Below are 23864 nucleotides of genomic sequence, written 5' to 3'. Positions count from 1 at the left end.
CGGTTCGTGAAACTCCCGTGAAAAATGTAGTCGATCAAGGCGATTGAGTCATCCCGACTTTACCAAAGTCAAGGAGATGAACTTTCCGTAATGCGAGCTTCATGGTCCGGTCGTCCGGAGTTTTTTCGGAAATGCCAAGGGAGTTCGATCGATGTCCAATTCAGTCGAAGGCAAGGAGGAGGAGCAGATTCCGGCGATGCAGCGCATCCTGGATAATCCGTTCCTGCTGCTTTTTATCGGTGTGGTAGTGCCGACGGTTTCCTACACGATCTGGGGGATCATGGAAGTCGCCCAGCTGCCGATCGCCAAGTAAGGGAGGGATAATACATGTCTATTACTCCTCCGGAGCAAAAAGTCTGGTTCAATGAGCCCGTCGAGAAGACCGAGGTCATTTGGGTGATCATCGCCCTGACCTGGGCGCTCATCATGTTCGCCATGATGCCGCTCTGGCACCTCAAGGGCACCCAGAACATGTCCAACGAAGCCTATCGTATCCAGCCGGATGCGTATCAGGCCCGCGTGGACGCTTTCGTAGAGAAGTACAAGGTTGGTGAAGAAGGTCACGCCAAGACCCCGGTGGTTCGTCCCCCGGCCGGTTCCGACGTGTACATGATGGCCCGCCTGTGGGAGTGGTATCCGGTTCTCGAGCTCGAAAAGGGCAAGAGCTACCGTCTGCACCTCTCGTCGTTGGATTGGCAGCATGGTTTCTCCGTGCAGCCCGCCAACATCAACCTGCAGGTCCATCCCGGCATCGACGAGGTGGTGACCATCACCCCGACCGATAGCGGCGATTTCGGCATCATCTGCAACGAATATTGCGGTATCGGCCACCACACCATGCTCGGAAAGCTCCGAGTCGTGGCTGGCAAGTAATCGAGGGGGAGCGCAAATGGTTGCCAAGCCCGTATTTCGAACCTGCGGCTTCACGGGTCTCAAGATCCATGACGACGCAGAGAAGCTGATCAAGGTCAACGCGGTCACCGCCATCGTGGTGCTGGCCCTCGGCGGTCTGTTCGGTCTTCTTGTGGCTTTGACCCGTTGGCCGACCGTGCACTTGCTGCCGGCCGACCTGTTTTACCTGGCGCTGACCGCGCACGGTATCGACATTCTGATCGTCTGGTGCATCTTCTTCGAAGTTGCCCTGATGTACTTCGCCTCGTCCATCCTGCTGCAGACCCGCATCGCCACGCCCAAGATGGGCTGGGTTGCGTATGCCCTGATGGTTCTGGGCGCCGCCATCACCAACTGGAAGGTCCTCGAGGGCAATTCCAGCGTGATGATGACCTCCTACGTGCCGATGCAGGCTGACCCGCTGTTCTACGTGGGCCTGATCCTGTTCGCCGTGGGTGCCCTGATCGCCTGCTTCATCTTCCTCGGTACCCTGGTTGTCGCCAAGGCCGAGAAGACCTATGAAGGGTCGATCCCGCTGGTCACCTTCGGTGCGCTGGTGGCCTGCATCATCGCCGTCTACACCATCGCCTCCGGCGCCATCATCCTGATCCCGACCTTCCTGTGGTCCATCGGGCTGATCAGCCATATCGACCCGCTGATGTACAAGGTCGTGTGGTGGGGCATGGGTCACTCGTCGCAGCAGATCAACGTGGCCGCCCACATTGCCGTGTGGTACGCCATCGCCGCGATCCTGTTCGGCGCCAAGCCGCTGTCCGAGAAGGTCAGCCGCTGTGCTTATCTGACCTACATCTTCTTCCTGCAGATCGCTTCGGCCCACCATCTGCTGGTGGAACCCGGCCTGTCGTCCTCCTTCAAGATCTTCAACACCTCGTACGGCATGTATCTCGCCGTGCTGGGTTCGATGATCCACGGCCTGACCGTCCCGGGTTGCATCGAGGCGGCTCAGCGTCGCAAGGGCTTCAACAACGGCATGTTCGAATGGCTCCGGAAGGCCCCCTGGGGTAATCCGGTGTTCTCGGGCATGTTCCTGTCCCTGATCCTGTTCGGCTTCCTTGGCGGCATCTCCGGTGTCACCATGGGCGTGGAACAGATCAACATCATGATCCACAACACCATCTACGTGCCCGGCCACTTCCACGCGACCGTGGCGACTGGTACGACGCTGGCGTTCATGGCGATCACCTACTTCCTGGTCCCGGTGCTGTTCGGCCGCGAGCTGATCCTGCCGGGCCTGGCCAAGCTCCAGCCGTATCTGTTCGGCCTGGGCATGGGCGTGTTCTCGCTGTTCATGATGGGTGCCGGTACCCTGGGTGTGTCCCGTCGTCACTGGGACATGGCCTTCTCCGACGCTCCGCATGCCTTCTCCCATGCTCCCGCTGCCTTCCTTATGATGGGCATCGTGGGCGTGGCGGCGTGCATCGCGGTGGTCGGCGGCGCCCTGTTCGTCCTGGTGATCGTGGGTTCGGTGCTGTTCGGCAAGCCGGTGGTGCATGCCCCGGCCGCCGCCGCTCCGGCGCCCTCGCCGGTGGCTTCGTACGGCAATGCCGATCACGTGGCCGTTCCCGGTACCTTCACCCTGGCTCTGCTCTTCCTGACGGTGTTTGTCCTGTACTACTTCGTCAACTGGAAGTATCTGGCCAGCACCTGGATCATGAGCTGATCCGGTCTTGGGTAAAGGCGGGCGGGACCTTCGGGTCCCGCCCGTTTCCCAATCAAGCTTTAAGTATTCTTGTGTGGAAGGGTGGGAGAGGGTGATGACGGCGAACCTCAAAGTCCTGGCATCGGTGTTCAAGCTGCGCATCGGCGTATTCTGCGCCCTGGCGGCCATAGCCGGAGCCCTGGTGACGCCGGGTGCCGTTCCCGCGACTTCTCAGGTCGTGGCCGTGGCCGTGGCCGTTCTGCTGTCGGCCGCCGCGGCCGGCGCCTTCAATCATTACTGGGAGCGCGACATCGATCCGATGATGAACCGCACCCGCAACCGTCCCTTCGCCACCGGCCAGTTCGCCGCCGGTCCGCTGTGGCCCCTGGGGCTGCTGGCGTTGACCGTTGCCGCGGTGGCCCTGGCCGCCTTCGTCGCCAACGCCTGGGCGGCGCTGCATGTCTTTCTCGGCGCCTTCGTCTACGGCATCGTCTACACCGTCTGGCTGAAGCGCCGCACCGCCTGGAACATCGTGATCGGCGGCCTGTCGGGCAGCTTCGCGGTGCTGGCTGGCGCCGCCGTGGCGGTGCCGACGTTGAGCCCCGAATCGCTGATCCTGGCCCTGGTCCTGTTCCTGTGGACGCCGCCCCATTTCTGGAGCCTGGCGACCGCGCTCAAGGACGATTACGCCGCCGCCGGCATTCCCATGCTGCCGGTGGTCAAGCCGGAATCCGAAACCAACTGGATCATCCTGGCCAACACCGTCGCTCTGGTGGCCTCGTCGCTGCTGCCCGCGTTTTTCGGCGCCGGGCCGCTTTATCTGGGGGCGGCGCTGCTGGGCGGCCTGTGGTTCCTCTACAAGAGCGTCCTCCTGGTCATGCGCCCCGGCCGCAAGGCGGCCATGGGCAATTTTTTCGCCTCGCTGATCCAGCTGGTACTGCTCTTGACCGCCGTCATGGTGGAGCCGCTGCTGGCCGGTTAGAACTCCGCCATGATACGCTCAACTGTTCTGATTCTGTTGGGGCTCCTCGTTGTGGGAGGCTCCGCCGCCCATGCGGCGCCGACCGTCTCCGCCAGTGCGGAGGAGGCGCTGAAGCGTTCGCGCGCCGCCGAGGGCAACGTGGTGGGCTCGCACCGGCTGATGGATCAGGACGGCCAGCCGGTGGACATCACCCAGTTCCGGGGCAAGCCGGTGGTGATCAGCATGATCTACACCGCCTGCGACCACACCTGTCCGGTGACCACCCAGAACGTGGCCCGCGCCGTGTCGGGCGCACGCAAGGCCTTGGGCAAGGACAGCTTCCAGGTGCTGTCCATCGGTTTCGATACGGTGCGCGACACGCCGGAGAACCTCAAGGTCTTCGCCAGGCAGCAGGGGATCGACCTGCAGGGCTGGACCTTCCTGGCCGGTAATCCCGCCACCATGGAGGCGCTGTCCAGCGAACTGGGCTTTACCTGGTACGTGACCTCGCGCGGGTTCGACCATATCGCCCAGACCACGGTTCTGGATGGCGAGGGCCGCATCTACCGGCAGGTCTATGGCGAGAATTTCGAGCTGCCGCTGCTGGTCGAGCCGTTGAAGGACCTGGTACTGGGCCGTACCGCGGCGCTGACCTCGATCCAGTCCATCAGCGATCGGGTGCGCTTCTTCTGCACCGTCTACGATCCCCATTCCGACGCTTATCGCTTTGATTACGGCATCTTTCTCAGCATCGGGTCGGGCCTTCTGGCCGTGCTGACCATCATCTGGATGACCATCCGCATGTGGCGCGACAGCCGAAGGGTGCCGCGCTAGAACCCCGCCTGCCCCCGTTCAGGGGGCGAGAACATGGAAGCGCCCGTTGAGGGGGCAAGAAAATGGAAACGAAAAGGAAATTTCGCCTTGTCTAATCCAATCAAATCCGCCGTCAGAGCGGGCCTCTTCCGCCTGGAAAGCGGCTGGGACATGCTGGTGGGCCGCGAGTCCAACCCCATGTACTGCCTGGGCGCCATGTCGTGGTTCTTCTTCTGGATCGTCGGCGCCTCGGGCCTGTACCTGTTCGTGCCCTACGACACCAGCGCGGTGCGCGCCTGGAACTCCATCGAGCATATCTCGCGCGAGCAGTGGTATTGGGGCGGCCTGATCCGCTCGCTGCACCGCTATGGCTCGGACGCCATGGTGCTGACCATGATGCTGCATCTGGTGCGCGAGTGGTGCCTGGACCGTTATCACGGCGCCCGCTGGTTCGCCTGGTTCACCGGCGTGCCGCTGATCTGGATGGTGTTCAGCTCGGGTGTCACCGGCTATTGGCTGGTGTGGGACGAGTTGGCGCAGTATCTGGCCATCGGCACCGCCGAGTGGATGGATTACCTGGGCATTTTCGGCCAGAGCATCGCGCGCAACTTCCTCAATCCCGGCGCGCTGACCGACCGTTTCTTCACCTTGCTGATCTTCATTCACATCGCCGTGCCGCTGTTCCTGCTGATGGCCATGTGGGTGCATATCCTGCGCATCAACCGCGCCAACACCAATCCGCCACGTCCGCTGGTCATCGGCTCCACGATCATGCTGGTGGCGCTGTCGCTGCTCCATCCGGCCCAGAGCCATCCGGCCGCCGACCTGGGCAAGTCCATCGGCGAATTGAATCCCGACTGGTACTTCATGGCGCTGTATCCGCTGTATGACGCCAAGGGCCCGCTGGTGACCTGGGCGGTGTCCATCGGCGCCTCGCTGTTCCTGTCGCTGATGCCGTGGATGGCCTTTGGCCGCAAGCGCCGCGCCGCCGCCGTGGTGACCTCCGACCTGTGCAACGGCTGCGGCAATTGCGCCTCGGATTGCCCGTTCGGCGCCGTGGTGCTGCGCCCGCGTACCGATGGACTGCACTCCAGCCCCAAGCTGGCGGTGATGCAGCCCGATCTGTGCACCAGTTGCGGCATGTGCATGGCGTCGTGCAACAAGACCAATCCGTTCCTGCCCCATACGGGCGAGACCCGCGCTACCGCCATCGATATTCCCGATTTCACCTTCGACCTGATGGTGAAGCGGGTTTCGGCCCGTACCCACGGTCTGGTGGGCAAGAACCGCGTCCTGATCATCGGCTGTGAGCACGGAGCGGTCCTCGACCATCTCAAGGGACCGTCGGTTGGCGTGCTGCCGCTGCATTGCACCGGCATGATGCCGCCGTCGCTGATCGATTACGTCTTCAACAAGGACCTGGCCGACGGCGTGCTGGTCACCGCCTGCCGTCCCGGTGAGTGCTTCTACCGCCTGGGTCCGGAATGGACCGAATTGCGCATGAACGGCGAGCGCGTGCCCAAGCTGCGTGGCGCCGTGCCGCGCGAGCGGGTGCGCCTGTTCTGGGCCGCCAGCACCGAGACCAAGGCCCTGATGGGCGAACTGGCCGCCTTCCGGGTGGCGCTGGAGGAGTTGCCGCCCATGGAACGTCCCGAATCCACCAAGCGGAGGGTGGCGGAATGATCAAGCCCCGTCACATCGCCGGTCAGGCGGTGGCCTACGCCGCCTTCGCCCTGATGATCGCCTATTTCGCCTCGCATCCGGTCTATCGTCAGCACGACCCGGGCAATGCCCTGCTGAAACTGTCGCTGACCCATGCCGGCCAGAAGGTGGGTGAGTGCAAGGAGCGCTCGGCCGAGGAACTGGCCAAGCTGCCGCCCAACATGCGGGCCAAGACCTCCTGTGGCCGCGAGCGCAATGCCGTGACCCTGGAAATGGACATCGACGGCCAGAAGGTGTTCGCCCAGACCGCCAAGCCGGCCGGCCTGTCGGGTGACGGACGCTCGCGCTTCTACGATTCGCGCGAGATCAAGTCGGGGCGGCACGTCATCACGGCGCGCATGCGCGACGGCAACGATCCCAAGGTGTTCGATCAGGTGGCCGAAGTCACCGTCGAGCTTGCGCCCCGACAGGTTTTCGTGGTCGATTTCGACGAAGAGAACGGCAAGTTCGAGTTCAAGTAACAACCGTCGTCACCCCGGCCGCCCGGCCGGGGTGACGCGGACGGAACCCGGGACGGTAGGGGCATGGATCATTCCTGGAGGCTAGACGGGTTGTCGGCGGCTCGGCGGGCCGAACTGCGCGGCTGGGCGCTGCTGGCCATCGGTTCGCTGGCCATCGCCGGCCTGCTGGCCCTGGCGCTGGGTCTGTCGCGCACGCCCAAGGTGCAGGATTGGCTGCCCTGGGGGCCGCACTTCTTCTACCGCGCCCTGGTCACCCATGTGGTGCTGTCCTTCGAGGTGTGGTTCCTGGCCGCCCTGGGCGCGCTGTCGGCCATGGCGGCGCCACCCTGTCCCAAGGGCGACGTTCTCGGCCGCATCGCCCTGATCCTCGGCAGTCTGGGCGTCCTGTTGCTGCTGATTCCCGCCCTGGCCGACCAGGGCGAGCCTTCGCTCAACAACTATGTTCCGGTGGTCGGGCACCGGCTGTTCTATATCGGCCTGGGTGTGCATGCCGTCGGCGTGGCGCTGGCCTGCCTGCGGCTGCTGCCGGTGCTGCGCTCGCGGATGGTGGTACCGTTTGGCATCGCCTGCGCCGGTCTGGCCTATCTCGCCGCCTTGGCTTGTTTCCTGATCGCCTGGGTGCTGATTCCGGCCGGGACCGATGCCGACCTGTTCAACGAGCGGGTGTTCTGGGGTGGCGGCCATGTGCTGCAACTGGTCAACACCATGATCCTGATGATCGCCTGGCAAGCCCTGTCCGAGCGTCATTTCGGCGTCGGGCCGGTGCCGGCCGGGTTGGGCCGCGCCGGTTTCGCGGCGCTTGCCCTGTTCGCGGTGATCTCGCCGCTGATCTATGTGGTGGGCGGCGACGTGCTGGGCCTCGAGCATCGCCAGATCTTCACCCGCCTGCTGTGGGTGGGGCTGCCGCTGCCGCCTCTGGTGATGGGGGCCTGCCTGGTCTGGAGGATCGCGCAGGGGCCGCGCGACTGGCGCTCGCCCGCCTTCCTGTCCCTGGCGTTGTCGCTGTTCGTCTTCGCCATCGGCGGCTTCGCCGGCTTCTTCCTGGGAGTGGCCGATACCCGTACGCCGTCCCATTACCACGCCGTTATCGGCGGGGTGCAACTGGGTCTGATGGGCGTGGTGCTGGTGCATCTGCTGCCCGCCCTGGGGCGCAGCATCGGGACGGGGAAGGGGGTGCGCCTGCAGTTCCATCTCTACGGCTGGGGCCAGTTGGTTCATGCCCTGGGCTTCTTCCTGGCCGGCGCCGCCGGCGTGCCGCGCAAGACCACCGGCGTGGACCAGGGCCTCGATACCGTATGGAAGAAGGTTTCCATGGGCGTGGTGGGCATGGGAACCGGTCTGGCGGTGCTGGGCGGAGTGATCTTCGTGTGGATGGCCCTGGCCCGGCTGCTCAAGCGGGGGGAGGGCGAAAATGCTTAAGGGTTTCGCGCCGCTCGCCCTGCTGGCCGCGACGGTGATCCTGGCGCTCGGCTGGCTGATGGGCCGCACCGGCGGTCTCGATGTCCTGCCGTCCGAGACTTACAACGCCGATCTGGCCGAGTTCCACGGCCGTCATCTCGCCCTGCTGGCCGCCCATGGCACCGGCCAGAGCGTCGACGGCATTCCGGTGGTGCATCCGCCCGCCGGCTCCGATATCCCCATGCTGGCCAAGCGCTGGGAGTTCAGCCCCGCTTTGGAGCTGGAGCCCGGCAAGACCTACCGTCTGCATCTGCTGGCCGAGGATACCGTCCATTCGGCGGCCATCGGCGAGGCCGAGGTGCTGCTGACCCCCGGGCAGGTCCGGGTGGTCAGCCTGACCGCCCCGGCCTCGGGCAGGGTGCGCTTTCAGTGCGCCGAATATTGCGGTCTCAGCCATACCAAGATGATCGGCAGCATCGAAGTGGTGGCGGGCAAGTAGCGCCGTAACTTTTTCCGCGATGGCGGCGAAGTTCCGGTTATGACCGCCGCCACGCTTGCAGCTTGTTGTCCGCCCAGCCCGTCCGGTGCATCCTGCGCTGAGACGCGGGAGTATGGCGTGCGGGCAGACGACACCCATCTGCGGGACTTGATGCGGGCGGCCCAGGGCGGCGACGGGCGGGCCTATGGCAGCCTGCTGACCGAGGCGGCGCCCATCATCCGCCGGGCGGTGGCCAGACGTTGGCGCGGCCCCGATACCGAGGATATCGTGCAGGAGGTGCTGCTGTCGGTCCACGCGGTGCGCCACACCTATGATGCCGCCCGTCCGTTCCTGCCGTGGCTGCTGGCGATCGTGCACTACCGGGTCGCCGACGCGGCGCGGCGTCATGCCCGCCGGGCGGCGCGCGAGGCTCCGGAATGCGGCTTCGAGCACGGCCTGCCCGACGTGGCGGCGCCGACAGCCGAGGAGGGGCCGGGTGATCCGCAATTGCTGGCCCGCGCCCTGGCCGATCTGCCCGAGGGCCAGCGCCGCGCCATTCACCTGCTCAAGCTGGAGGAACGCTCGCTGAAAGAAGCGGCGGCGGCTACCGGCATGTCGGTGGGAGCGCTGAAGGTGGCGGTCCATCGCGGCATCAAGGCGTTGCGGCGAAAATTGGCCGGAGGGGAGGGGGAGGAATGAAGACCGAGGACCTGATCGCCCGCCTCGCCGCCCAGGCCGCTCCGGTACGGGTGCTGCCGCCGCCCTCGACACGGCTGCTGACGTGGTTTGCCCTGGCGGTGCCGGCGGTGGCGGTGGTGAGCCTGGCCATGGGGCTGCGGAGCGATCTCGCCTTGCGCCTGTCCGAGCCGGTCTTTCTGCTGCGGCTGGTCGCCAGTCTGGCGACCGCCGTGACCGCCGCCCTGGCCGGGCTGGCGCTGGGGATACCGGGACGGCGGCGGGCCTGGGTACTGGCCCCGCTGGTGCCGCTCGGCCTGTGGCTGCTCAGCCTGGGGCGGCAATGCCTGCTGGAGGTCCGGGGCGAGGCGGCGGCGGAACTGCTGGCCGGGCCGCACCTGCATTGCCTGCCCGACATCGCGGTGATGATGGGACTGCCCACCATCGCCATGGCGGTGATGGTGCTGCGCGGCGCCGGGCTGCGGCGGCGGCTGGAACTGGCCCTGGGCGGGCTGGCGGCGGCGGCGCTGTCCAACACCGCCCTCTCCCTCGCCCATCCGGTGGATGCTGGCCTGCTGGTCCTGCTGCTGCAAGGCGCGGTGGTGGCCGTTCTGGCGCTGGGGATGGGGCGGGACGCTTCCTTGACGACTCCCGGCTAGGGTGGGAAGATTTTCCGAACGTTAGCCAATCGGGAGGGGACCATGGGCGCCAAAAAAGAGAAGAACACGAGCCTGCGGCCCGATTTCGTCTGGGGCGTTTCCACCTCGGCCTTCCAGGTGGAGGGCGCCACCAAGGAGGATGGGCGCGGCCCCAGCATCTGGGATACCCGCTGCCGGCTGCAGGGCGGCGTATGGACCGGCGCCAACGCCGATATCGCCTGCGACCATTACCACCGCTGGCCCGAGGATGTGGGGCTGATCAAGGATCTGGGCGTCGATGCCTATCGCTTCTCCCTGGCCTGGCCTCGGCTGCTGCCCAAGGGCAAGGGACAGGTCAACCAGAAGGGGCTCGACTTCTACGACCGGCTGATCGACGGGGTGCTGGAGGCGGGGATCACCCCCTGGGTGTGCCTCTATCACTGGGACCTGCCCCAGGCGCTGGACGACCTGGGCGGCTGGACCAACCGCGACTGCGCCGGCTGGTTCGCCGATTACGCCATTCTCGCCGCCAAGCGCTATGGCGATCGGGTCAAGCACTTCGCCACCTTCAACGAATTCTCGGTCTTCACCATGTTCGGCTACGCCATCGACTGGGCGGCGCCCGGCGTGACCGACCGCGCCGCCCACATGAAGGCCATCCACCACGTCAATCTGGCCCACGGTATGGGCGTGGACGTGCTGCGCGACCATGTGAAGGACGTGTCCATCGGTGCCATCCACAACCGTCAGATCGTGCGGCCCGAGGGTGGGCTGGCCGAGAACCAGGCGGCGGCCGATCTGCTGGACGCCCATTGGAACGGGGTGTTCTGCGACCCGCAGCATCTAGGCCATTACCCCGAGATCATGGCCCGTGACGTCGAACCCTATGTCCAGGCGGGTGATCTGGCGCGCATCTGCCGTCCCACCGACTGGATGGGCCTCAATCATTACGGCCCCATCTACGCCAAGGCCGACGCGGGCACCACCTGGGGCTACGGCTGGGGCGCTCCCCCGGAATCCGCCAATCATCCCGAGGTGGGCTGGCCCATCTTCCCCGAAGTGTTCAAGGATGAACTGCTGACCCTGACGCGGCGTTACAAGCTGCCGGTCTATGTCACCGAGAACGGCTGCGGCGGCGGGGCGGGCAGCGATACGCCCGACGAGAACGGCGTGGTCAACGACACCCACCGCCTCGCCTATTTCCGCGAGTACCAGCAGGCCATGCTCGACGCGGTGGCCGAGGGCGCCGACGTACGCGGCTATTTCGTCTGGGCGCTCTTGGACAATTTCGAGTGGGGCTCGGGCTATGGCCCGCGCTTCGGCCTCTACCACGTGGATTTCGACAGCCAGAAGCGCACGCTCAAGAATTCCGGCAAATGGTACCGGGACATGATCACTGCGCGGCGGAAGGGGTGAGATTGGGCTATCGCCCAAGCCCATCCGGGGCCAATGCCCCGGACCCCATTTTGATTCCATGAATTAGAGGAATGGGGTTTGGGGCCCATGGCCCCAAGCGGGCGTGGGCGGCGGCCCACAAACTACCGCCGCTTGTCGCCGCGCTTGGTCAGCCCGTCCGACAGGGCGCGGCGCTCGCCCCGGCGCAGCAGGTTGCCGAACAGTCGTCCGCCCCAGTTCATGCCGCGCTTGGGCTGATCCCAGTCCTTGCGGCTTTCGCGCACCAGGATGGTGCCGTCGGGCGAGGGCGACAGGGTCAGCTTGCGCTGGTGGTACTGCTCCAGCTCGGCGTGGAAGCCCACGGTGAGGATGGTGGCGGTGGGCAGTTCGTCGAGCAGCATCTGCATCAGCTTGCGCTCGCCGTCCGGGTCCAGCGCGTCGGTGGCTTCCTGCAGGAACACCCATTTGGGCCGGTGCAGCAGCAACCGCGCGAAGCCGAGGCGCTGCTGCTCGCCGGCGGTCAGGTTCTGCTCCCAGATGGCGGTATCGTCGACGCGGGGCATCAGGTGGCCGAGGCCGACCCGCTCCAGGGCGCTTTCCAACTGGTCGTCGGGGAAGCATTCCATGGCGGACGGATAGGTCAGCACGCCGCGCAGGGTGCCGATGGGCATGTAGGGCCGCTGCGGCATGAAGAAGATATGGGCGTCGCAGGGCAGGTCGACGGTGCCGCGCCCCCACGGCCACAACCCCGCCACCACCTTGAACAGCTTGACCGCCGCGCCGGGGTCGCCGCCGATCAGCACGTGCTCGCCGCCGATGATCTCGGCGCTGAGGCCCTCGATCACCACGGTTCCGTCGGAATTGGCGATGGTCAGATCGTGGAAGCACAGGGTGGGAATGGCCGCCTTCTGGACGATCACGGTGTGGGCGTCGGGGCGCGACGAATCGTCGCGCAACGCCTGCAGGGCGTCGTGCAGCGACAGCACGCGCTCGACCGAGGCGCGCCACTCGGCCACCCTTTGCAGATTGTCCACCGGCCAGGACAGGGCCTGGGAGAGTTGCTGGAAGGCCTGGGCGGTCTGCATCAGATGGCCCAGGGAGATGACTCCGGCGATGTAGCGCGGCGCGGCGATCAAAATCGGGAAGGCAGTGGAGAACACCGCGTAGCCCGAGGTGAACAGGAACAGGCGGATCAGGCCGGCGGTCTGGCGGTTCCAGGCGCCCTCGATGCCGCGGAACAGCTCGGAGAAGCGGCGGCGCTCGCCCACCTCGCCATGCAGCAGGGCGATGGCTTCCGAGTTCTCGCGGGCACGGACCAGCCCGAAGCGGAAATTGGCCTCGGCGGTCTGGCGACGGTCGGTGGCGCCGATCAGCGGCCGCCCCACCCACAGCGCCAGGGAGGAGGCGCACGAGGCGTAGAACAGTGCCACCCAGACCATATGGCCGGGAATGGAAATCTCGAAATCGCCGATGGGCAGGACCAGATCGCCCGACAGCGTCCACAGGATCTGCACGAAGCTGGCCAGCAGCAGGGCGCAGTAGAACAGCGAGTGGATGAGATCGATGGCGGTTTCGGTGGTCAGCCGGATGTCCTCGGCGATGCGGCCGTCGGGGTTGTCGTGGTCGCCCGGCATGTGCATGAGCTGGTAATGGTGGCCCATGGCCATCCAATTGTCCTGCAGCCGCCGGGTCAGCCAGCGGCGCCAGCCCAGCTGAATGGCGCGCTTGACCCTGAGATGGGTGGCGGTGACCGTCATGGACCCCAGCAGGATCAGGCCGATCTCGACGATCTGGCCGAAGAACTTGTCCATGGATTTCTGCTCGAGCGCGTCGAACAGTTCGGCGCTCCACAGATTGATCATGATTGGGATGACCACCTGGGTGACGGTCAGGCCGAGCAGCAGGGCGACCAGGCCGCGCACTTTCCACTTCTCGCCCGATTGCCAATAGGGACCGGCCAGGCGGATGAACTGCCTGATGAAACCCGGCGACTGCCGATCCAGATACTGGCCGTCGCCCATTGCGGCCTTGTTGCTCACGTCGCTTGCCATCCCCGTCAGGGCGGAGCCGCGCTCCCCCGGTAATCACTTAACCCGGAAATACCGGCCGAGTGAAGCCCGCACCGTATTCATTCTGGCATTTCCACGTTTCCCACCGGTTAATTTGCAATCGGGCGAGGGGTTGCAAGTTGGGCGCCGGCGGACGATCCTGAAGCCATGGCGAAGAGAATCGGCGGAATTTGGCGATATGCGGCGGCCTTGGTGCTGGGCTTGGCCTTGCCCGGCGGACCGGCGCGGGCCGAGCAGCCGGCTTTTCTGGCGGTGGATCTCGGTTCCGGCAGCGTGGTGGCCGAACGGGGCGGCGGGGCACCCCATCACCCGGCGTCTCTGACCAAGATGATGACCGCCTACGTGGCCTTCGGCGCGCTTCAGGCCGGCAGGGTTTCGCTCGACGACACCATCACCGTATCGGAGCGGGCCGCCGCCCAGGGCGGGGCCAGTCTTGACCTGAGGCCCGGCGAGCGCATCACCCTGGGGGCGGCGCTGAAGGCGATGATCGTGCGTTCGGCCAACGACGCGGCGGTGGCGGTGGCCGAGCATGTGGCGGGCAGCGAGCAGGCATTCGCCCTGCGCATGACCGAGGAGGCGGCGCGCCTCGGCATGACGTCGTCCTCGTTTCGCAACGCCACCGGCATGACCGCCGCCGGGCACGTCAGTTCGCCCCGCGACATGGCGCTGCTGGCCATGGCCATCGAGCGGGATTTTCCCGCCTTTCGGTCGCTGTTCTCCAGCCGCGACACCACCTGGAAGGGCCGCGTGCTGCCCACCGTCAACGGCTTCCTCGGCGCCTATGCCGGGGCCGAGGGCATGAAGACCGGCTTTACCTGCTCGGCCGGCTACAATCTGGTGGCCATCGCCCATCGGGGCGGGCGCCGGGCGGTGGCGGTGGTGATGGGGGCGGGGTCCTCGGCCGAGCGGCTGGGCGCCATCCGCCGCCTGATGGATCAGGCCCTGGTTGCCCAACCCGTGGCGGGGCGGCCGCTGTCCGGGCTGAGCAATGGCGGCGGGGCGCCGCCCGACCGGTCGCTCGAGGCTTGCGGCATCGCCCGGAGTGGCAGGAGCAGCGGCCCCGAGGCCGCCGTGGCCCAGCGCCGCGCCATGCCGGCCGGATGGGGGCTGGAGGTGGCCTTCGGCCGCGATCAGGGCAAGGTCCGCCGCGATCTGGACAAGGCCCATCGCGAACTGCGCGGACGGCTGGGCGGCGGCTCGGCCATGGTGGTGATCCGGCCTCGCGACGGCATGCTGCGCTATCGTGGTCTGATCGTCGGTCTGGCCGAGCGTCGGGCGGTCGATACATGCCTGGCTGAGCGCGGGCGGGCGGGGGAGGGGCGCTGTCTGGTGATGACGCCGACCATGCTGGCCGGAGCCTTGGATGATGAGAGGCGATTCAAAATGATCTCGGCGCATTGATGGAAACCACGTATACTCAGGGTATAAATATTTTCGGAGTACCATCGACCCTTGGGGAATGGGCAGCTGGTTCCGATGAAAAGCGGGTCGGTTTAAGCCGGAGCGAAAGTTCGTAACGAAGTTTGACGGAGTAGTGTGCCCGCCCGATTATGGCGGCATGGCTTCTGTGCTAGACTCCGGACAATCGGCTAAGGAGGCCAAGATGAAGAACAAATTGTTCGCTGCCTTGATTTTCGCGGTTGGGCTGCTGGTTTCACAGGCCCCTGGTGTGGCCTTGGCCGCCGATCCGCCGGTTTCGCTGCTGATGCAGGTCAGCGGCACCGTCGAGCACAGCCGTGACGGCACCGCATGGAAGCCGGTGACCCGCAACAAGTACCTGTTCGCCGGCGACATGATCCGCACCGGGGCCGATGGTTCCGGCAAACTGGTCGATCAGGCCACCAACATGGCGCAGACCATTTCCGGCGGCAGCCAGATCGAAGTGGCCGGTAACGCGCTGAAGGTGGTCAGCGGCAAGCTGTCCGCGCCGGAAGCCGCTTCGGGCGATCTGGTGGCCGGTCTGGGCAACCGCTTCGCCGAGGCCCAGCGCTATACCACCGTGCGCCGCGGCGTCGCCAAGGAAGCCGCCATCAAGCTGCGCGTCGTGCAGCAGGTGACCCTGTCGGCCACCTATCCCGAACTGGCCTGGCAGAGCTTTGGCAAGAGCCACGGCTTCGTACTGACCATCGACGGCACCGCCCATCAGGTGGCCGGCGTCGACGGCGATCTGGTCCGCTTCAAGGTTCCGGAACTGACCCCCGGCAAGCACAGCTTCACCGTGGCGGTTCTGGAGAACGGCCAGAAGGTGGCCGAGGCCGATAAGGAAGGCGCCATCATGTGGCTGTCGGCGGCCGAGGACAAGGCGCTGGCCGACAATATCGCCAAGATCCGCGCCATCAACGCCAAGGACGACTTCTCGGTGGCCAATCTGCTGGACGAGAAGGGCGTGACCGTTGCGGCCATGGACCTGTATCGCAAGTATTTCGACGAGAACAAGGACGACAACGAGATGCGTCCGCTGCTGATCCGCGCCTACAACGAGCTGAAGCTGGTCGAGCTGAAGCAGAAGGAAGCGCTGGTCTACAACGACAAGCTCAACGCCAACTGACCTTTACGGGGCGCCCTCTTCCGCGAGGAGAGCGCCCCTCTTGATTCCGGGGAGCGCCATGAGCGGAATGACCAAGCGATACGACATTCTCTTCACCCTCATCCTGTTCCTGGTCGCCATCCCCGCGCAGACTTTCGAATGGTTCGCCCTTCTGGAGGACCAGACCCTTTCCTTCCGCCATCAATTGCGGCTGGCCTATGGCGACGCCAAGACGCTGGCGGTGACGCCGGACGTGGTGGTGGTCAACACAGACGAGGCGTTCTTCAAGGCCTATAAGAGCTTTCCGCTGCGCCGCACCGATATCGGCACCATCGTGACCAATCTGAAGGCGCTGGGCGCCAAGGTCATCGCCGTCGACATGCTCATGGACTTCCCGTCCTCCTATAACGAGGACCCGGCGCTGGCCAAGGCGCTGGCCGATGCCGGCAACACCCTGCTGGTGGCCCAGGGCGAGTTCCAGGGCGGCAAGTTCGTCAAGGTCAACTACCCGACCGAGCTTCTCGACAAGGCGTCGGGCAGCGCCTACACGAATATCCAGTCCAATTCCAAGCTGGTCACCACCTTGTCGCGTCTCAAGGTCTTCCCCGAGATGGCCGGCGAGCGGGGCGGCTGGCCCTTCGCGGTCAAGGCCGCCGCCATGTTCCTGGGCGTCGAGCCCCGGCTGGACGGCAACACCCTGGTGCTGGGCGATCTCCGGGTGCCGCTGGACCACGAGAACAGGCTCTATATCGACTTCCCGCCGCTGCCCACCGGCACGCGCTTTCTCAGCCAGTCGGCTGGGCTCAGCGCCCTGGAGTTCCTCGACATCTCGCAGCTGGATGAGCGCGAGCTGGCGGAACTGGAATATTGGGTCAAGGACAAGATCGTCGTGGTCGGCGACACCTCCGAGGTGTCCCACGACTGGTTCGATACCCCGGTCGGCATGGTCTACGGGGTGGAGATCATCGCCGATTCCATCAGTTCGATCCTCAAGGGAGCGCCGCTGCGCGCCGTCAGTCCCGGCCTGGACGCCGTGGCGCCCATCACCTTGCTGATCGCCATGGTGCTGCTGTCGCTCTACCTGACCCGGCCGCTGCCGCGCGGCCTGCTGGTGGTGGCCCTGGGCGTCGGCTTCATCCTGACGGCCAGTTCGCTCTATGTGCACATGGGCGTGGTGATCTCCATGTCCTACGGCATCCTGGCCCTGGTGCTCTCGTACCTGCTGGTGGAGTTCCGCCAGTACCTGGTCGAGCGGAACCAGAAGCAGCAGATCGCCAAGACTTTCGGCCAGTACATTCCGCCGGAACTGGTGGCCGAGATGAACAAGAGCGGCCAGCAGGTGTCCATCGGCGGCGAATCGCGCGAGATGACCGTGCTGTTCTCGGACGTGCGCGGTTTCACCACCATTTCCGAGGGCCTGGCGCCGCAGGAACTGACCGTGCTGATGAACGCCTTCCTCAGCCCCATGACCCACGTGATCCACGATTATCGCGGCACCATCGACAAGTACATGGGCGACGCCATCATGGCGTTCTGGGGCGCGCCGCCTGGGGCGCGCCGCTGCACGATGCCGACCACGCCCGCCATGCGGTGCAGGCGGCGCTGGGCATGGTGAAGAAGATGGAGGAGTTGCGGGACGACTTCATCGCGCGCGGCTGGAAGCCCATCAAGGTGGGCATCGGCCTCAATACCGGTATCATGAACGTCGGCAACATGGGGTCCGACTTCCGCATGGCCTACACGGTGCTGGGCGATGCCGTCAACCTGGGATCCCGCGTCGAAAGCCTGACCAAGCAGTACGGCGTCAACATGATGGTGACCGAGTATACCCAGGCGGCGGTGCCCGGCCTGATCAGCCGCGAGGTCGATCTGGTGCGCGTCAAGGGCAAGGATACGCCGGTGCGCCTATACGAGCCCATCGGCTTCGAGGGCGAGGTGGATGCCGAGACGGTGGCCCGGCTGTCGCAGCATCTGGCGGCGCTGGCCATGTTCCGCGAGCAGAAGTGGGATGCCGCCCGGGTGGCGTTCCAGAACCTGCTCGCCGCCGATCCCGACAGGGTGCTCTACAAGACCTATCTCGCCCGGATCGAGCACTTCGTGGAAGAGCCGCCGGGCGCCGATTGGGACGGTGTCTACACGCACAAGGAAAAGAGCTAGGATCGGCAGGCTGGTATCTCGGTGGATTTGGGACCTCGGCCAAGGCTTGGGGAAGCTTGCCGGCAGAAGGGAGAGGGTTCGATGATGGCTTCGCGTGCCTTGACGTTGCTGGGGGGCGCCGCGCTGGCGGTGCTGATCGCGGCCTCGCCGGTTCTCGCCCAATCCGCCGACGACCTGATCGGTCAGGCACGCCAGGCCATGCAGGCCGGCAAGGGCGACGATGTGCGCCGTCTGTCGGACCAGATCACCGCTTTGCGCTCGGCGCTGCCCGCCTGGGTGGAGGAAAAGCAGCAGGCCGCTTCGGCCGTGCCGGCGGCCAAGCAGCGCGCCGCCATGCTGTGGAACCGGGCGCATCAGCAGGCCATCGCCTCGGCCGGCGGCGGCGATCTGCCCAAGGCTATCGAAGAGGCGGCCCAGTCCCTGTCCATCGCCAGGGACAATCTGGGCGACGGGCACCTCGCCACCATCATCAGCGCCACCGATCTGGCCGCCCTGCAGCAACTGGCCGGGCGGATCGAGGAATCCGAGGCCAATTACCGCTTGGCCGCCAAGCTGTCCCAGGCCGCGCTGGGCGACGCCCACCCGGAAACGGTCAAGGTGAGCCAGGCCCTGGCCGGGCTCTATCTTTCCCAGGCCAAGTATGCCGAGGCCGCCAAGGTCTACGAGGCGGCGGCCAAGGCCTCCGCCACCGGCTTGGGGGCGGGGCACCCGCAGACCATCGGTCTGCAGCTGGCCCTGGCCCGCGCCGAGGTCAACGCGTCGAAGACCAAGGATGCCGACAAGCTGCTGGAGACCGCCTGCGCCGTCAGCCGCAAGGTCTATGGCGAAGCCCATGGCGAGTTCTCGCGCTGTCTGGCGCAGCAGGGAGGCTTCAAGCGGGCCCAGGGCGACTACAATGCCGCCGCCGCCCTGCTGGATCAGGCGATCGCCATCCAGAAGCTGGCGGTGCCGCCCGCCGACCCGCTCAGCCTGACCACCCGCATCGAGGCGGGCGGGCTCTACCATCGCCAGGGCCGTCTGGCGGAGTCGCAGCAGATTCTGGAATCCGTCGTCCGTGACGCCCAGGCCGCCGACGATCAGGCCAATCTGTTGTCGGCCAAGGGCGATCTCGCCGACGTGCTCGACGATCGCGGCGAGTACGACGCCGCCGAGAAGATGGCCAAGGAGGTTCTGGACGCCCAGACCGCCGCCCTGGGCGCCGCCCATCCCAATACGGTGGCGGCGCTGTCGTCGCTGGCCTCCATCTACCGCAAGCAGGGCCGCCTGCTGGAGGCGGAAAAGACCTTCACCGAGGCGTGGGAGCGTTACCGCAAGGTGATGGGGGCCGACAGCCGGTCCACGGTGATCGCCGCCAACAACGTGGGCGAGATTCTGGAAAAGGAAGGCATCTACGAACGGGCCGAGCCCTTCCTGCGCGGTGCCTTGGACGGTGCCCGCAAGGCGTTCGGCGAGACCCACCCGGCGACGCTGACCACCATGAACAATCTGGCCCTGCTGTATGAAAGCCAGGGCGTCTTCGACAAGGCCGAGCCGCTCTATCAGAGCGTCATCACCGTGTTCAGCAAGACCATCGGGCCGAAGCATCCCGACACCATCGCCAGCACCAACAACCTCGCCTATCTCTACATGCTGAAGGGCGAGTACGACCGCGCGGCCTCCATGTTCAAGACGGTGCACGAGGCCTGGGCCAAGGCCTATGGCCCCAAGCACCAGAACACCCTCAAGGCCCTGAACAATCTGGCCCGCGCCCTGCACAAGCAGGGCAAGCTGGGCGAGGCGGAGAAGGCCTTCGATACCGCCCTGGCCGGGCGGCGCTCGACGCTGGGCGAAAAGCACCTGGACACCTTGCGCTCCATGCATGATCTGGCGGCGCTTTACCGCACCCAGAAGAAGCTGAAGGAGGCGTCGGCGCTGCTGACCAAGACCCTGGCCGGCGACGAGGCGGTGCTGGGGGCGACCCATCCCTATACCTTCGAGACGCTGAACACCCTGGCGGCGGTGCAGGAGGACATGGGCGACATCAAGGCGGCCTTCGCCACCCGGCAGGCCACCTTCAAGCGCCGCACCGAATTCCTCAACCGGGTGCTCTACGTCACCGGCGACAATGCCCGCGAGGGCTATGTGCGCCTGCACGCCCCCGAGCTGGCCGCCTATGTGGCGCTGCTGACCAAGCTGGACGAGCCCACCGGCGGCAAGGCGCTGATGGAGGTCAGCCTCAATCGCAAGGGCCTGCTGCTCAAGGTGGCGTCGGAAATCCAGCAGGTGACGCGGCTGTCCCGTGATCCCGAGCTGACCAAGCTGACCGAGGAATTGGCCGAGGTCAGGAAGCGTCTTGCCGCCCTGACCCTGTCCGGTCCCACCGAGGAGACCAAGGACAACCACGTCGAGATCATCAACGGCCTGGAAGAGAAGATCAACGACCTCCAAGGCGCCCTGGGGCGTTCCAGCATCCGCTTCCAGCATTCGGTGGCGGCCATCGCTCTTGACGATCTGGTCAAGGCGCTGCCGGCCGATTCGGTGGTGGTCGATTTCTTCATCTATGGCGAGGAGGGGAGCCAGAAGCTGGTGGCCGCCACGCTTCGCAAGGACGGCGACACTCCGGTCTACGGGCTGGTGAAATACGATTCCTTGAAAGCCATCGACGACGCCATCGTCAAGTACCGCACCGATATCCAGAACGAAGAGATCGAGATGGACGATCTGCTGGATGTCGGCCAGCAGGTGCACAAGCTGGTCTGGCAGCCGCTGGACCGCGCCCTGGGCGGCCGAACCAAGGTCTACGCCATTCCCGACGGCATGCTGAACATCCTGCCCATCAGCGCCCTGGTGGAGAGCAACCGCAAGTACCTGATCGAGCGGATCGACCTGCACGTGCTCAATTCCAGCCGCGACCTGCTGCCGTCCAATATTCCGGCGGCCAAGGGCGGTTACCTGATCAATGCCGGCCCCGACTACAACACCGAGGAAGTGACGGGCAAGGCGACGCTGGAAAAGGCGCGCTCGCGCTCGGCCGGCGGCGACGTCCAGTCGGCGGTGCGCGGCATGAGCGGCATGCGCGGCCTGAAGTTCGATCCGCTGCCCGGCGCCGAAAAGGAGGGCCAGCTGATCATCAAGACGGTGGAGGGCCAGGGCAAGCCCACCGCCATCTATTCCAAGGGCACCGCCCAGGAGAAGGTGCTGCGCGATATGGAGCAGCCGCCCGAGGTGCTGCACATCGCCACCCACGGCTTTTTCCTCAAGGCCGACGACACGCTCCGGAAGCGCCTGCTGAAGCTGCAGCGTTCCAGCGACTTCCAATTCCCGCCGCCCGGCGACAATCCGCTGCTGCGCGCCGGTCTGGCCTTTGCCGGCATCAATTCCAACGCCCAGGTGCTGGGCGACATTGATACCGACAACGACGGCGTGCTCACCGCGCTGGAGGTGCTGGGCCTCGACCTCACGGGCACCAGGCTGGCTATCCTGTCGGCCTGCGAAACCGGCCTGGGCGAGGTGCACGAGGGCGAGGGCGTCTATGGTCTGCGCCGCTCCTTCCAGGAAGCGGGAGCCCAGTCGGTGGTCTCGTCCCTGTGGGAGGTCAGCGACGCCGGAACACAAACATTGATGGCGGCCCTTTACAAACGGTTGCTGGCGGGCAAGACTCCCCATGATGCCTTGCGGGAGGCTCAGCTGGAAATGTTGCGCAACAGCCAGTGGAGCATGCCGTACATCTGGTCGGCATTCTTCATGGTTGGCGGTTGATGACCAAGGCGGGACGCCGGTCACAACCCAAACCGGAACGCGGTCCTGTGGGGGGAAGCCGCATGCGGGTGGTTGCGGTATCGTCTGGAATCAGTTGGGTGGAGGTCCCCGAGGCGGACCTCCGGGTTCTGTGTGGCTGTCCCGCCGACAGCGTCAAGCACCTGATCAAGCGCGGCCTGATCGTTCCCACCGAGCGGGGCGGCGTCACCTTCGAGACCGGCCCCAACGCCATCTTGCTGTCCGACGTGCCGCTGCAGAACGGCGCCTTTTCCAACCTGTCGGAATTCCCCATCCTGCAGATGCTCTATCGCCAGGGCATGATCATTCCCGGCCACCCCAACTGTTCTGGGCGCAAGCCGCTGCTGCTGGGCCTCGCCCAGCAGGTCGAGGCGCAGATGGAATACGTCATGCGCGGCAATTACGGCCTGCTGTCGGAAGACGAGATGCTGGCCGCCGGCGTCCCCGCCGACATGGCCGCCGAGTGGATGCGCATGAAGCTGCGCTTCGCCTTCGGGGCCATCCGGCCGCCGCAGGATCTGCTGGACACCTGCATCATCGGCGACGGTTCGGCCATCCTGCCGGGCGGAGTGACGGTGCGGCGTCTCGAGGTCAACGTTTTCGAGTTTGCCTACGCGGGCGAGACGGCCATCGTCGACCTCAACCTGGGGCCGGGGCGCACCTACGAGACGCCCTACCATCTGGGCTATCACGATCTGGAACGCGAGTACTTCTCGGTGGTCCATTCGGGCGAGGGCGACGGCTGGGACCCCGAGCGGGCCGCCATGTCCTCCATCCTGATGTTCCAGGGCAAGATCTATCTGATCGACGCCGGCCCCAACATCCACTCGGCGCTGCAGGCGCTGGGCATCGGCGTGCAGGAGGTGGAGGGCATCTTCCACACCCATTGCCACGACGACCATTTCTGCGGCCTGACCACCCTGTTCCGCGCCGATCATCGCATCAAGTACTATGCCCATCCGTCGGTGCGCGCGTCGGTGGCCAAGAAGCTGGCGGCATTGACCAATATCGGCGAGGACTCGTTCGGCGAGTATTTCGAGATCTGCGATCTGTCGCTGGGAGTGTGGAACGACATCGACGGGCTGGAGGTGCGGCCCATCTTCTCGCCCCATCCGGTGGAGACCACCGTCTTCCATTTCCGTACCCCGTGGGAGGACGGCTTCCGGTCCTACGCCCACATGGCCGATATCGTCTCGCTGGACGTGCTGGGCCAGATGGTCGATGACGACGAGACCCGCCATGGCATCAGCAGCGAGTTGATGATCCAGGTCCGCACCGACTATCTGGTGCCGGCCGACATCAAGAAGCTGGATATCGGCGGCGGCCTGATCCACGGCTGCGCCGAGGATTTCCGCGAGGACAAGTCGGACAAGATCATCCTGTCCCATACCGCCCTGGCGCTGACCAAGGCGCAGAAGAGCATCGGCTCGGGGGCGCCGTTCGGCACGGTGGACGCCCTGATCCCGTCCTATCAGGAATACCGGCTGCGCGCCGCCCACGGCTATCTGGCCGAGTACTTCCTGGGCGTGCCGGAACACCAGATCCGCATCTTGCTGAATCATCCGGTGGTGACCTTCAATCCGGAAACCATCCTGCTGCGCGAGGGCAGCTATTGCGAGGACGTGCACCTGATCCTCACCGGACTGGTGGAGACCATCGAGCCCGATTCCGACCAGACCGCCACCCTGTCGGCCGGCGCCATGATCGGCGAGTCCTATGCCCTGTCGGGCGAGCCCTCCTTCGAGACCTACCGGGCGCTGTCCTTCGTGCGCGCCCTCAAGATTCCGTCCGGTCTGTACCGCAGCTTCGTCGAGCGCAACGAGATGAGCGAGCGCATCTCACGCCTGGCCGATTTGCGTAATTTCTTCAATCACACGTGGCTGTTCGGCGAAAGCCTGTCCAACCTCACCGAGGTGCGCATCGCCGAGACCTGCCAGCCCTATTACCTCGCCACCGGCGAGGAGATCGACATGACCGGCCAGGACTTCGTCTTCATGGTGCGCGACGGACGGCTCGACCGCCATTTGGACGGTGCCGTGGTGGAGTATTGCGGTATCGGCGAGCCGCTGAACGAGTCCGAGGTGCTGTTCTCCCAGGCGGGGGAGGGGCGTCTGGTGGCGGCCATGCGTAGCGAGCTTCTGCTGGTGCCGGGCTCCATGGTGCGCGATATCCCGGTGGCGCGCTGGAAGCTGCTGGAATTGTACCAGCGGCGGCAGCGCACCTTCTCCTCCCTCCGGCAGGAAGCGGGAGCCCCGTCTTGAGG

The 23864-nt window shown here is 65.7% G+C and carries 19 protein-coding genes; 18 read left to right on the top strand and 1 reads right to left on the bottom strand.

Annotated features, from left to right (window positions below; all coding sequences use genetic code 11):
* Positions 1-151 precede the first annotated feature (151 nt).
* The 12 genes from CP958_RS26355 (at position 152) to CP958_RS11660 (ending at position 11113) form a co-directional block, all read left to right on the top strand.
* Entirely contained in the window at positions 152-313 is a 162-nt protein-coding gene (locus CP958_RS26355) for a hypothetical protein (protein ID WP_170958947.1), read from the top strand.
* Between the two features lie 14 nt (positions 314-327).
* Positions 328-873: a cytochrome C oxidase subunit II gene (locus tag CP958_RS11710; RefSeq protein WP_096702140.1), complete on the top strand. Its 546-nt coding sequence runs from the start codon at positions 328-330 to the stop codon at positions 871-873.
* 16 nt (positions 874-889) lie between these two features.
* On the top strand, positions 890-2572 hold the full coding sequence (locus tag CP958_RS11705) for a cbb3-type cytochrome c oxidase subunit I (protein ID WP_096702139.1): 1683 nt from the start codon (positions 890-892) through the stop codon (positions 2570-2572).
* A 94-nt stretch (positions 2573-2666) separates the two neighbouring features.
* Positions 2667-3533 (top strand): heme o synthase, encoded by an 867-nt coding sequence (gene cyoE, locus CP958_RS11700; RefSeq protein WP_096702138.1) that lies wholly within the window; start codon positions 2667-2669, stop codon positions 3531-3533.
* A gap of 51 nt (positions 3534-3584) precedes the next feature.
* Positions 3585-4346: an SCO family protein gene (locus CP958_RS11695; protein ID WP_242442858.1), complete on the top strand. Its 762-nt coding sequence runs from the start codon at positions 3585-3587 to the stop codon at positions 4344-4346.
* Between the two features lie 87 nt (positions 4347-4433).
* Positions 4434-6008, top strand: a complete 1575-nt coding sequence (locus CP958_RS11690) for a hydrogenase iron-sulfur subunit (protein WP_096702136.1) — start codon at positions 4434-4436, stop codon at positions 6006-6008.
* Positions 6005-6508 carry a hypothetical protein gene (locus CP958_RS11685; protein WP_096702135.1) on the top strand — a complete coding sequence of 168 codons (504 nt, stop codon included), beginning with the start codon at positions 6005-6007 and terminating at the stop codon, positions 6506-6508. The genes CP958_RS11690 and CP958_RS11685 overlap by 4 nt, the downstream gene beginning before the upstream one ends.
* A 63-nt stretch (positions 6509-6571) precedes the next feature.
* Positions 6572-7927 (top strand): cbb3-type cytochrome c oxidase subunit I, encoded by a 1356-nt coding sequence (locus CP958_RS11680; protein WP_096702134.1) that lies wholly within the window; start codon positions 6572-6574, stop codon positions 7925-7927.
* Positions 7920-8405 carry a quinol oxidase gene (locus CP958_RS11675; protein ID WP_096702133.1) on the top strand — a complete coding sequence of 162 codons (486 nt, stop codon included), beginning with the start codon at positions 7920-7922 and terminating at the stop codon, positions 8403-8405. The genes CP958_RS11680 and CP958_RS11675 overlap by 8 nt, the downstream gene beginning before the upstream one ends.
* A gap of 117 nt (positions 8406-8522) precedes the next feature.
* A complete protein-coding gene (locus CP958_RS11670) occupies positions 8523-9083 on the top strand; it encodes a sigma-70 family RNA polymerase sigma factor (protein ID WP_197706396.1) in 561 nt (186 codons plus the stop codon).
* On the top strand, positions 9080-9718 hold the full coding sequence (locus tag CP958_RS11665) for an NrsF family protein (RefSeq protein WP_096702131.1): 639 nt from the start codon (positions 9080-9082) through the stop codon (positions 9716-9718). The genes CP958_RS11670 and CP958_RS11665 overlap by 4 nt, the downstream gene beginning before the upstream one ends.
* Before the next feature lie 42 nt (positions 9719-9760).
* Positions 9761-11113, top strand: a complete 1353-nt coding sequence (locus CP958_RS11660; protein ID WP_096702130.1) for a GH1 family beta-glucosidase — start codon at positions 9761-9763, stop codon at positions 11111-11113.
* A gap of 122 nt (positions 11114-11235) precedes the next feature.
* Here CP958_RS11660 and CP958_RS11655 read toward each other — a convergent pair whose 3' ends face one another.
* Entirely contained in the window at positions 11236-13131 is a 1896-nt protein-coding gene (locus CP958_RS11655; protein WP_096702365.1) for an ABC transporter ATP-binding protein/permease, read from the bottom strand.
* Between the two features lie 177 nt (positions 13132-13308).
* Here CP958_RS11655 and CP958_RS11650 point away from each other — a divergent pair, with 177 nt between their 5' ends.
* The 6 genes from CP958_RS11650 (at position 13309) to CP958_RS11630 (ending at position 23862) form a co-directional block, all read left to right on the top strand.
* Positions 13309-14562, top strand: a complete 1254-nt coding sequence (locus tag CP958_RS11650) for a D-alanyl-D-alanine carboxypeptidase family protein (RefSeq protein WP_096702129.1) — start codon at positions 13309-13311, stop codon at positions 14560-14562.
* A gap of 202 nt (positions 14563-14764) precedes the next feature.
* Complete coding sequence (locus tag CP958_RS11645; protein WP_096702128.1) at positions 14765-15709, top strand: hypothetical protein; 945 nt, start codon at positions 14765-14767, stop codon at positions 15707-15709.
* 58 nt (positions 15710-15767) lie between these two features.
* Entirely contained in the window at positions 15768-17303 is a 1536-nt protein-coding gene (locus CP958_RS11640; RefSeq protein ID WP_242442857.1) for an adenylate/guanylate cyclase domain-containing protein, read from the top strand.
* A complete protein-coding gene (locus CP958_RS26970) occupies positions 17279-17845 on the top strand; it encodes an adenylate/guanylate cyclase domain-containing protein (protein ID WP_242442856.1) in 567 nt (188 codons plus the stop codon). The genes CP958_RS11640 and CP958_RS26970 overlap by 25 nt, the downstream gene beginning before the upstream one ends.
* A gap of 81 nt (positions 17846-17926) precedes the next feature.
* Complete coding sequence (locus CP958_RS11635) at positions 17927-21583, top strand: tetratricopeptide repeat protein (protein ID WP_096702127.1); 3657 nt, start codon at positions 17927-17929, stop codon at positions 21581-21583.
* Between the two features lie 62 nt (positions 21584-21645).
* On the top strand, positions 21646-23862 hold the full coding sequence (locus tag CP958_RS11630; RefSeq protein WP_096702364.1) for a cyclic nucleotide-binding domain-containing protein: 2217 nt from the start codon (positions 21646-21648) through the stop codon (positions 23860-23862).
* Positions 23863-23864: the final 2 nt, after the last annotated feature.

It is taken from the genome of Magnetospirillum sp. 15-1, assembly GCF_900184795.1.
Lineage (GTDB): Bacteria > Pseudomonadota > Alphaproteobacteria > Rhodospirillales > Magnetospirillaceae > Phaeospirillum.
The sequence above is the reverse complement of the archived record's forward strand: the minus strand, read 5'-3'. Positions and strand labels throughout refer to the sequence as shown.

Bases quoted from the DNA above. Each gene is read 5' to 3' on its own strand.
- CP958_RS11665 (WP_096702131.1), top strand. From the start codon at position 9,080: ATGAAGACCGAGGACCTGATCGCCCGCCTCGCCGCCCAGGCCGCTCCG.
- CP958_RS11710 (WP_096702140.1), top strand. From the start codon at position 328: ATGTCTATTACTCCTCCGGAGCAAAAAGTCTGGTTCAATGAGCCCGTC.
- CP958_RS11675 (WP_096702133.1), top strand. From the start codon at position 7,920: ATGCTTAAGGGTTTCGCGCCGCTCGCCCTGCTGGCCGCGACGGTGATC.
- CP958_RS11680 (WP_096702134.1), top strand. From the start codon at position 6,572: ATGGATCATTCCTGGAGGCTAGACGGGTTGTCGGCGGCTCGGCGGGCC.
- CP958_RS11705 (WP_096702139.1), top strand. From the start codon at position 890: ATGGTTGCCAAGCCCGTATTTCGAACCTGCGGCTTCACGGGTCTCAAG.
- CP958_RS26355 (WP_170958947.1), top strand. From the start codon at position 152: ATGTCCAATTCAGTCGAAGGCAAGGAGGAGGAGCAGATTCCGGCGATG.
- cyoE (WP_096702138.1), top strand. From the start codon at position 2,667: ATGACGGCGAACCTCAAAGTCCTGGCATCGGTGTTCAAGCTGCGCATC.
- CP958_RS11685 (WP_096702135.1), top strand. From the start codon at position 6,005: ATGATCAAGCCCCGTCACATCGCCGGTCAGGCGGTGGCCTACGCCGCC.
- CP958_RS11650 (WP_096702129.1), top strand. From the start codon at position 13,309: ATGGCGAAGAGAATCGGCGGAATTTGGCGATATGCGGCGGCCTTGGTG.
- CP958_RS11640 (WP_242442857.1), top strand. From the start codon at position 15,768: ATGAGCGGAATGACCAAGCGATACGACATTCTCTTCACCCTCATCCTG.
- CP958_RS11630 (WP_096702364.1), top strand. From the start codon at position 21,646: ATGCGGGTGGTTGCGGTATCGTCTGGAATCAGTTGGGTGGAGGTCCCC.
- CP958_RS11645 (WP_096702128.1), top strand. From the start codon at position 14,765: ATGAAGAACAAATTGTTCGCTGCCTTGATTTTCGCGGTTGGGCTGCTG.
- CP958_RS11660 (WP_096702130.1), top strand. From the start codon at position 9,761: ATGGGCGCCAAAAAAGAGAAGAACACGAGCCTGCGGCCCGATTTCGTC.
- CP958_RS11635 (WP_096702127.1), top strand. From the start codon at position 17,927: ATGATGGCTTCGCGTGCCTTGACGTTGCTGGGGGGCGCCGCGCTGGCG.